We start from the raw sequence: 9,193 nt of genomic DNA on the forward strand, positions 1-9,193 counted from the left end.
GAGCTACGCCTGCGTCGGACCGGAAATACCTCAGATCGCCGGACGCCCAAGCCGCACTGAAGCACGGCTCGTCGTCAGGTACAGGAAGTACCTGCTGTGCCTGGAATTGGCTGACGCTGGTTTCGCCCACACCGACTTGAGCGAGTTCCGCACGCGCCTTCTCGCGCATGGGGCGGAAAGTCGGCTCTTCGACGCGACGCTCGCACTGGCACGAGGGCGCGGGCTCCTGAAAGGCGGTGGACGTCAGCGCAGCGACTCCACGCACGTCCTTGGAGCGATGCGGACCCTCAGCCGGCTCGAAGTTGTCGGGGAAACACTGCGCCACGCGCTGAACGAGCTGGCGACGATCGCGCCCGACTGGCTCCGCACGTGCACGACCCCGACCTGGGTCGAACGCTACGGGCTCCGAGCGAGCGAGTTCCGGCTTCCCAAGAGCCAGGCAGGACGGCAGGCGTGGGCGGTGCAGACTGGGATCGATGGGTTCGCCTTGCTGGCTCTCGCCCCACCCGTCCTGCGTGACGTCGCGGCCCTTGAGACCCTGCGACGGGTCTGGGTGCAGAACTTCCTCCGCGAGGACGGGCCGGAGGGCACCCGTGTCGCATGGCGGACGAACCATCAGCTGCCACCATCGGGTCGATACATCGGCTCGCCGTATGACGGCGAGGCGCGCTCCGCGAGCAAGGGCACGACGGTGTGGAGCGGCTATAAAGCGCATCTGACCGAGACGTGCGACGGTGACGCGCCGAACCTGATCACCCACGTCGAGACGACGACCGCCGCGGTCTCGGACGAGGCGACGACCTCGACCATCCACGCGACGCTTGCTGCACGGGATCTGCTGCCCAAGATCCACATCGCCGACACCGGCTCCGTGAACGCGGCGCTGTTCGTTGACGCCCAGGCGCGCCACGGGATCGATCTGGTCGGCCCGACGCGGGGTGACCGGCAGTGGCAGGCCCAGGCCGGTGACGGGTTCGCCGCACGGGACTTCGCCATTGACTTCGCTCGGCGGCGGGCGACGTGTCCGGGCGGGAAGGAAAGCCAGAGCTGGACGCCCACGCTCGTCCACGGCACGACACCGGTGATCAAGATCAAGTTCGCGGTCCGCGATTGCCGGGACTGCTCGCTGCGGCCGTACTGCACACGCTCGCGCTCGGCCCGCCGGGCGATCACGATCCGCCCTGAAGCCCAACACGAGGCGTTGCGGTTCAGGCGGGAGCGGGAGACGACCGCCGACTTCGCAGCCGAGTACGCCCGACGAGCCGGCGTCGAGGGCACGATTGCACAAGGCGTGCGGTCATCTCGGCTGCGGCGAACGCCCGACTTCGGACACGCAAAGACGCACCTGGTTCATCTGATGACGGCAGCGGCGATGAACTTGGTGCGACTACTGCGATGGCTCGCGGACGAACCGAAGGCTCGAACACCAAACTCATCCTTTGCACAGCTGCACTCGCCTGCAGCCTGACTGTGCCGAGCCGAATTCACCACCAATATCAAAGTGCGGAAGAACCACCAACTCGAGGGAGGATAACTCTCGTGGCCCTCCGGGCAGCGCACGCGCTGACGCTCCCACTCGACCGCGAAGTCCGTGACGTCGAACTCGACGCGGTTGAGGTCGCGCACCGCCGCGAGCACGTGGGTGCTGTCGGTGCGTTGGCGCCCGCGCCTTGAGCACGCCCTGGTCGCGCGCGGCCTCGAGGATGCGGGCCAGCAGCCGTCCAGCGGCCTCGTGCTCCAGCAGCCGGCCGCGGAACTCGCACAGGACGCTGGGATCGAAGCCGGGATCGGCGAGGTCGAGGGCCAGCAGGTATTTCCAGTCAATCCGGGCTCGGACCGCCTCAGCGGCCTGGCGGTCGCTCAGGCCTTCGCGGAACTGCAGGAGGGTGACGAGGGCCAGGCGCCAGGGTGCGTACGCGGGCTGGCCGCGGCTGGGAAAGAGGTCAGCGAACGCAGCATCGGCGAAGATGGTGCCCAGGCGGGTGCGTAGGAGCAGGTCGGGGTTGTTGCCGCGTCGGAACCCGGTCTGGGCGACGCGAGCTGTGTCCTCAGGGACAGGCGGGAGCGGGGGCTGTGGCCGGAGCGACATGAGCGACCTCCGAGCGGGGCCGCCAGCCTACACCCACCACGACGCCCTCCGGAATTCGCCAACAGTATCCGGTCGTTTCCCAGACATTACGGTCACGAGAGTTCAGATCGGACCACTTAGCGAAGCAGCATTGTGCCGCCGAGCCGGACATATGGCCAGTTGAATGGCGAGGAACAGCGTCAGAAGGCAGCTATCTTCGCTCAGCTCTACGCGCACCGCGCCGGGATCAAAGCCACCTTCTCGCTAGTCGCGCGCAGCTTCGACCTGCGTCGGGCACACTACGTCGGCTTGGCAAAGGTTCGGCTGCAGCACATGCGACGGCGGCCACACTCGACTTGGCCCGTATCGTCCGCTGAGTCGTTGGCGAGCCGATCGCTACCACGCGTCAGAGCGACTTCGGCCGCCTGCTAAGTCCTAAGGCTGTTGCCTGAGTTCGCCGGTGATAACAAACTCGCCAACGAACCACTTCAAGGTGGGCGAACCATAGCGCCTCGGTCATCGCGGTTGGTAGCAAAATCCGTGCAGACTGTCGCGTGCTTCTCCGCACCGCGCCGTCGGTCGGGCCAAGGCAAAATACCTTTACGAAGGCTGTAATTAGCATAGGAGGGGACAATGGGTTCGCCTCAAATCTCCATCGAGTTAAATACCTGCGGTATGGACGAAATTCTGGACCTTGAACTTGAATTTGTTTCCGGCGGAGACTTAGGGCCCGGCCCCCAATATAGTGGATTTCCGGATTTTAACGCTATAGCAAGGAAAGCTGCATTTATTTTGCAGTTAAGAACTCAGGTCCGGAGCAATGAATACGCAGTTGCTGAACACCGTATTCCGTTGCCGTAGTTGGCTCCAATAGCCTCATACACCGAGCACCAATAAGATAATACCACATAGAATGCCATCGGAGCGCGGTCAGCTTGGGAGGTTGATATGTCTTCTTCTAAGATTCCTTCGGTTCAGGACGGCAGCATGCCGATCGAGAAGCGCGCCCCTGAGCTGTCTGGTGGGATCTTGGAAGCCGAGCTTGACGCCGTAGTTGGAGGATTTTCCGTCGGAAACGGCCTTCATGGAATAGATACTCCACCGTATATGAAAATATTTACAGAACTAACATCTTCTCAGGGATCTCAGTCCTCGCCCAGCGGTGGGGGCAAAGGAATCTGGAAGGACTAGTATTATAGAACCGGTTTTCAACTCAGGGATTTCTGAGAACGACCAGATTGCTATAGTCTATGACATGCACGGACGGCCGGCACCGCCCGTGTATCGAGAAGTACAATCCAACTGGAACCGTATTACTCCTCGTCGTCGCTGGGGCCCCGGGTGGGCATCCAGGGGCACAGACCGCGCCTGACTCCATAGGGGCCAGAGTAGTCGAGGTCGCCGGCCCAAGGATGGATGCGGATCGTCCACGGATCGACATCATCAGCTCCGATGGCGGAGTAGGTTCTTCGGGCCAGGATGGACCACCGGGGCGGTAGCGGTCTGGATGCCGTGACAATATGGGTTCTTCGGACCAGAGCGGCCTGCCGATGCGGCGCCGGTCTGGACACCACAATGGGATGGCTTCGTCGGGGCAAGTTCGCCTGCCTGTACAGCTTCGGTCTGGAGACAGGTTCCGCCTGACGCGAGCGGAGGACGGGCGACGATGGACGCTGCGCGACCACCCGCGAACGCCGTTGGAAGGTGGTGATGGCACGGCTGCGGGCGGGCGGACGCTTCGCCTGCCGCTGGACCACCTCCGATGCCGGTGCTTTCGGTCGCTCGACTTCCGGTTGGGCAGGAGCGTTCGTCTCGGACGGGGCTGCGGTGCGGGTCGGCGGATCGGTCCAGGAGGTCTGCGCGGCCAAGCCGGGTACGCCGGAGAGCAGGAGCGCCACCGTGAGGGCAATGCGGCATTTCACCATGAGCACGCCCCTTCCATCACGAGAATGACCGGGACTCGACGGCATGATAACTGACGGCCGGTTGGCTGTCAGGCGGTTCGATGACCGCCCTTGTTCCTGCCGCCCAGTGGTGCGGCCCCATTAGGCAGGGTCAGGAGACTTCAGCTTCGATCCCGAGCCATTCCTTGATCTTGCCAATCATGGTCCGATCTGGCGTTGCCGGTTCAGGAATGCATTTGGCCTGATCCAGCCTTTCGCTCACCTCGTCCCCGCTCAGAAGGGTGGCCTGACGGCCAATGGCCAGGGCCCCTTCGAGCGCCATCAGCCCATTCTCGAAGTTCAGCGGCCTCCCGGATGTGCGCGCGTTGATGTAATTCTGGCGCAGGCGTTCCACCTCGGGCGCGTCCGCGCAGGCCAGCCGGGTGACGAACGGCAGCAACCGTTGGCGTTGCACGTCGTCGGCTTCGTCGTTGAGCAGCATCGCGAGGCGGCAGATGGGTCGTGAAAAACAGCGCGGCATGACTTCTACCCGCCACACCGGCTGATACGGAAACCCGGCCGCAACGATGGCGGCTTCGTTGATGCAGGTGCCGCCGTCCGGTCCTGGGAACTGGTGGGATCCGGCCTTGAGCGTCCAATTCAGGATGTAACCGAACTGCGTCACGGCTGCCTCCATGCCGCCCCCTAGGGGGTCTCGGGCGCCGCCGCGCGCCGTCAATGCGGATCGATCAGCTCGGAGCCTGCTGGCCTGCTTCTACGGTCGGTGGCCACCGGCTACTGAGGAGTGTGGCAGCCCTGACGGATAAGCTGATTGCTCGCCCCCGGGGAACCGCCAAGGTTTCGGCTCGTTGAAAGGGCGTATCGCGTCTTACGGAGCATAGTATATCGCAGCTTGATGAGCGAGCGGCGGGCAACGTATTGCCGCTGCCGTCGATCGGCAGAGCCCTCGTCGGTTTTGTAACATCCACAACAGGCCTGATACTCACGATGCTTATGCTCAGCGGCATTGCCTGACTTAATAGCAAAATTAACTTTCATGAATTTTTTTATTCGACTTCTGCCAGCAACCAGGCATTTGCCGTCTGAGACTGAACTAGCGTACCAGCGCATAGTGGCTATGATCTAGCTGGAAGAAAGAGGACGATTTTCGCCATATCTGCGCCGTCGAACCCTTTCGCGGCAGCCGAGGGCTACAATCTCTGCGATATCGCTCGACGCTTAAATGTTACACGTCACACCGTTGGGCGCCGGGCAGTGAGTACGGCGACACCGCGGGCGGCTCGGCTAGAAGCTCTCAGAGCGCTCGCTGTCGAGGAAGTCACAGCAGCACTTCATCAACCATCCTGCGGCAGGCTGTGAACAGCCGAGCTGTCCCAGCCAGCGCGGCGAAGGCGATGGCCCGACGCTCCTCGCAAGAGGCCTAGGCCGTCGCTTCTCTCGATTTCCGAGACCGTCCACCCGCGTTGTGCACCAGGGTGGGCGAGGACAGCGACCGGTGGCCGTTCCGAGACACACGGGCTGGTCGCTGTATCGGTGGCCGGGTTGATCCTGACCTGTCGGCCCGGCCACCGCATCACCGATATGCGAGCGGCGTCATCGTGACGGGAGGGCTGGGAGCCGCCGGGCGTACGGGTTTGAATTCCTGACAGGCAATCCTTACAGCTTTAAGTTGCTGAAAAACCGTCGCTTTTCGAACATCGGGTCGATGTGTTGATGCTTCGATGTTTGAGTTTGCGGCCTGTCTCATACCACTGCGCGTTTGCGTTGACGCGTTCTCCTCAACAGCATCTCCGCGCAGCATGGTTCATATCATCGGATCAGATCAAAGGCGCGCCGGTATGATAGCGCGCTGACAGTTCGGAGAGAGGCTGGTCCGCCTCGTCTGAAACACGCCTTCATCTCGGGACCATCCGGCTGGATGCCCGCGCGCGGAGTTCGTCAGCCCTGTCTGTGATCCAGCCCACAGGCCGATCGCGCAGGGACAGTTACGATCGACAGCACTGCCGACTGGCCCATGTTCGGAGAATCGATCGTGACAGCCTGTTCAATTTTGAAAACCGGCACGTCCCGCCGCCCGCTTCGCCACGCCGTGGTCATGGGCGGCAGCTTCGCGGGCCTGCTGGCCGCGCGCGTCCTCTCGGACCATGTCGAGCGTGTCACGATCCTCGAACGGGATGAACTGGTCCGCGGCCCCGAGCCGCACAAGAGCGTGCCGCAAGGCCATCATCTGAATGCCCTCCTGGTGCGCGGTCAGTTGATTGCGGAGGCCCTGCTGCCGGGCCTGACCGACGAGCTCGTGGCCGCAGGCTCCGTTCTGGTCAATGGCGGGCGCGAATTTGCCTGGTACCACCTGGGCGGCTGGCGCGTCCGGTACGACAGCGACCTCTTCTTTCTGTCGTTGAGCCGACCGCTGCTCGAGAGCAGGATCGCGGAGCGGGTTCGCGCCTTGCCGAATGTGACGGTTCTCGACGGGGTCCGGACAATAGGCCTGCGTAGCGATGGCAGCAGGATCACGGGCGTCCGTCTTGCCAGAGCGGGCGGTCAGCACCAAACCGACGAGATCGAGGCGGATCTCGTCGTCGATGCGACGGGTCGGGGCAGTTCGACGCCGCAGTGGCTGACGGAGCTGGGCTTTTCGGGGCCGGAGACCGAGCTCTTCGGCGCCCGCGTCACCTATTCGACCTGCACGTTTCGCCGCTCGGACGAGCGATCGGACTGGCGCGCCTTGATGGTGAGCGACAAGACCGCCCGGCGCGGCGGCAGCCTAGTCCCCATCGAGGGCGGCCGGTGGCTGGTGACGCTGCCCAGCTTCTTCGACGAACCATCGCCGCAGGACCATGACGCATTCCTGGCGTTCGCGCGCTCGTTGGCGGTGCCCGATCTCTACGACGTGATCCGCACGTGCGAGCCCATGTCGGAGATCAAGCGCTACCGCTTCGTCGGCAGCCTGCGGCGGCGGTACGAGCGGCTCGAGCGGTTCCCCGAGGGGCTGATCGTCATCGGAGATGCCGTGTGCAGCTTCAACCCGGTCTACGCTCAGGGCATGACGGTCAGCGTGATCGAGGCGGAGGCTCTCAACCGCACGCTGGCCTGCGTCGCGCGCGACGGCGGGATCGGTCCGGATTTCGCCCGGCGTTGGTTCCAGACCATTAAGCCAGCGGTCGACGTCGCCTGGAACGGCATATCGCTGGAGGATCTCCGCTTTCCCGAATTGGCGGCGCAGCGGCCGTTCCGTATGCGTCCAGTGCAATGGTACATGGAGCGCGTCCATCGGGCGACGCACCGAAGCCCCGCCGTGACCGATCAATTCTATCGGGTCCTGAACTTCCTCGATCCGCCGTCCAGGCTCTTCCGCCCGAGCGTGATCACCGAGATTCTGTTCGGGGGCCGGGGCGACCCGCCGCCGAAGGCGCTACCGCGTGGTGCGCCGCTGGGCGAAGTGACGTAGACCGGAACAGCTGAGCGGGGAAATCGGAGCGTGACGAGGTGGAGGGCCCCTGCTCACGGCACCGCTGTGCCGGGATGAGGGCGCTGGTTTTCATCCTCAGGAGCCGTCCACCCCATCACGCCCCGGCTCTTCTCGTCCTATACAGGGCCTTATGCGAACCACGCCGCTCATGAGCGGCAGGTCCAGACCTGGTTCCATACGCCCGCCTTACGCGAATGGCCGAGAGTCGGATTGTCCGCAGAAGTATGCCCATACGGATACATGACAGGCTCGTGAGCTTCTCAAGCTTCCGCCCGGTGCTCGTCCCGAGCGGCCTGCCAGACCTCACGCACGGCATCCGCGTTCATAGCCGCCATGCCGATGCCGACCAGCAGGTCGGGCCACGCCGAGCGCCAGACAAGAACTTGTCCCAGGCGGTGCAGACCGTCGCCAGGCTTGGCACCAGCAGGATCAGCCCCAGCGCCATGCCGACCCGGGCGCGGCTGCGCACGCTCCAGCCGAGCGCGACCAGGATCAGCAGGTTGACCGAGGCGTCCTCCAGGAAGTCGACACTGTCGGCGAACAGCGACACCGAGGCGATCGCCAGTGCAACGGCAAACTCGATCCCGAAGTACACCAAGTTGAGCACCGCCACGAGCGTCACCGCCCGCAGCAGCCCGTCCGGATCACCGACCCGCTGTAACGTCGGCCCTTGCTCCCGTGGTCATATGGGATTGCCCCGGATCGGTGGACACCGAGAGCGCTTTCGCGTGAGGTGTGTTTGCCATGCCGAGACCCCGTCCCCCGTACCCGGCGGAGTTCCGCCGCGAGATGGTCGAGTTGGTCCGCGCCGGGCGCGATCCGACCGACCTCGCCCGTGAGTTCGAGCCGTCGGCCCAGGCCATCCGCACCTGGGTGGCCGAGGCCGACCAGCAGGAGGGACGCCGAGAGGCGAAGCCTGCTGCTACTGAGGCCGCGCTGTCGGCGAACGAGCGCGAGGAGTTGCTTCGGCTGCGGCGCGAGAACCGTCAGTTGAAGCTGGAGCGCGACATCCTCTCTCGCGCGACAGCCTGGTTTGCGCGCGAGACCGGAGGTCTGCCGTTTGGATCTTCCGGTTCATGAGCGAGAACCAGGCGCACTTCCCGATTGCCGTCATGGCGCGCGTGCTGGGCGTCTCGAAGGCCGGGGACTACGCCTGGGTCGGCCGACCCCTCTCGGCGCGGGCTCAGGCGGACGAGGTGCTGCTCCGGCGCATCCGCACGATCCACCTGGGCTCGCGTCAGACCTACGGCTCGCCGCGGGTCCAGGCGGAGTTGCGTGACCAGGGCGAGGCTCACAGCCGCAAGCGGATTGCGCGGCTGATGCGCGAGGCGGGTCTCGTCGGGGCGTGCCATCGCCGCGGCGGACCCATGGCGACGCGGCGCGATCAGGAGGCCAGACCAGCTCCGGACCTGGTCGACCGCAGCTGTGCGGCCGATGAACCCAACCGGCTCTGGGTCGCGGACATCACCTCCATCCCGACGAGTGCAGGGGTCCGCTCCCTGGCCATCGTGCTCGACGCGTTCAGCCGCCGGATCGTCGGCTGGTCAATGGCTGATCATCTGCGAACTGAACTGGTACTCGGCGCACTCGAGATGGCCGTTGGCCAGAGAAAGGCGCGAGACGTGATCCACCACTCGGATCAGGGCTCGCACCTTGGGTTCAAGCGGTCGTCGCAACACCATCTTGCACGGCAGCCAGCACAGCGTCGAGCGCCTCTGCCGGCGTCTTCCAGTTCAGCGTCTTGCGCGGTCT

The 9,193-nt window shown here is 64.4% G+C and carries 5 protein-coding genes and 3 pseudogenes; 5 read left to right on the top strand and 3 right to left on the bottom strand.

Annotation, left to right across the window (positions count from 1 at the left end):
• Positions 1–1,468 (top strand): transposase (locus MET2598_RS0116795; protein WP_026190775.1); only part of this gene is annotated, 1,468 nt, incomplete at its 5' end.
• Between the two features lie 133 nt (positions 1,469–1,601).
• Here the strand turns inward: MET2598_RS0116795 and MET2598_RS39315 are convergent.
• Positions 1,602–2,089, bottom strand: a pseudogene (locus MET2598_RS39315) (transposase); the annotation flags it as partial.
• A gap of 612 nt (positions 2,090–2,701) precedes the next feature.
• On the opposite strand from MET2598_RS39315, the gene MET2598_RS41200 reads away from it, so the two are divergent.
• Entirely contained in the window at positions 2,702–2,929 is a 228-nt protein-coding gene (locus MET2598_RS41200) for a hypothetical protein (protein WP_157182183.1), read from the top strand.
• Between the two features lie 1,194 nt (positions 2,930–4,123).
• Here MET2598_RS41200 and MET2598_RS0116805 read toward each other — a convergent pair.
• The gene (locus MET2598_RS0116805; protein ID WP_018261639.1) at positions 4,124–4,648 is read right to left on the bottom strand and encodes a hypothetical protein; all 525 of its coding nucleotides are present in this window, start codon (positions 4,646–4,648) and stop codon (positions 4,124–4,126) included.
• Between the two features lie 1,338 nt (positions 4,649–5,986).
• On the opposite strand from MET2598_RS0116805, the gene MET2598_RS0116810 reads away from it, so the two are divergent.
• Positions 5,987–7,420, top strand: a complete 1,434-nt coding sequence (locus MET2598_RS0116810) for an NAD(P)/FAD-dependent oxidoreductase (RefSeq protein ID WP_084673860.1) — start codon at positions 5,987–5,989, stop codon at positions 7,418–7,420.
• Between the two features lie 281 nt (positions 7,421–7,701).
• Here the strand turns inward: MET2598_RS0116810 and MET2598_RS0116815 are convergent.
• Positions 7,702–8,075, bottom strand: a pseudogene (locus MET2598_RS0116815) (hypothetical protein).
• Between the two features lie 155 nt (positions 8,076–8,230).
• On the opposite strand from MET2598_RS0116815, the gene MET2598_RS0116820 reads away from it, so the two are divergent.
• The gene (locus tag MET2598_RS0116820) at positions 8,231–8,521 is read left to right on the top strand and encodes a hypothetical protein (protein ID WP_157182184.1); all 291 of its coding nucleotides are present in this window, start codon (positions 8,231–8,233) and stop codon (positions 8,519–8,521) included.
• Positions 8,518–9,039, top strand: a pseudogene (locus tag MET2598_RS36715) (IS3 family transposase); the annotation flags it as partial. The gene MET2598_RS0116820 and the pseudogene MET2598_RS36715, both read left to right, overlap by 4 nt.
• Between the last annotated feature and the right edge of the window lie 154 nt (positions 9,040–9,193).

Origin of the sequence: Methylobacterium sp. WSM2598, from assembly GCF_000379105.1 — a bacterium.
In the GTDB taxonomy this organism is placed as follows: domain Bacteria; phylum Pseudomonadota; class Alphaproteobacteria; order Rhizobiales; family Beijerinckiaceae; genus Methylobacterium.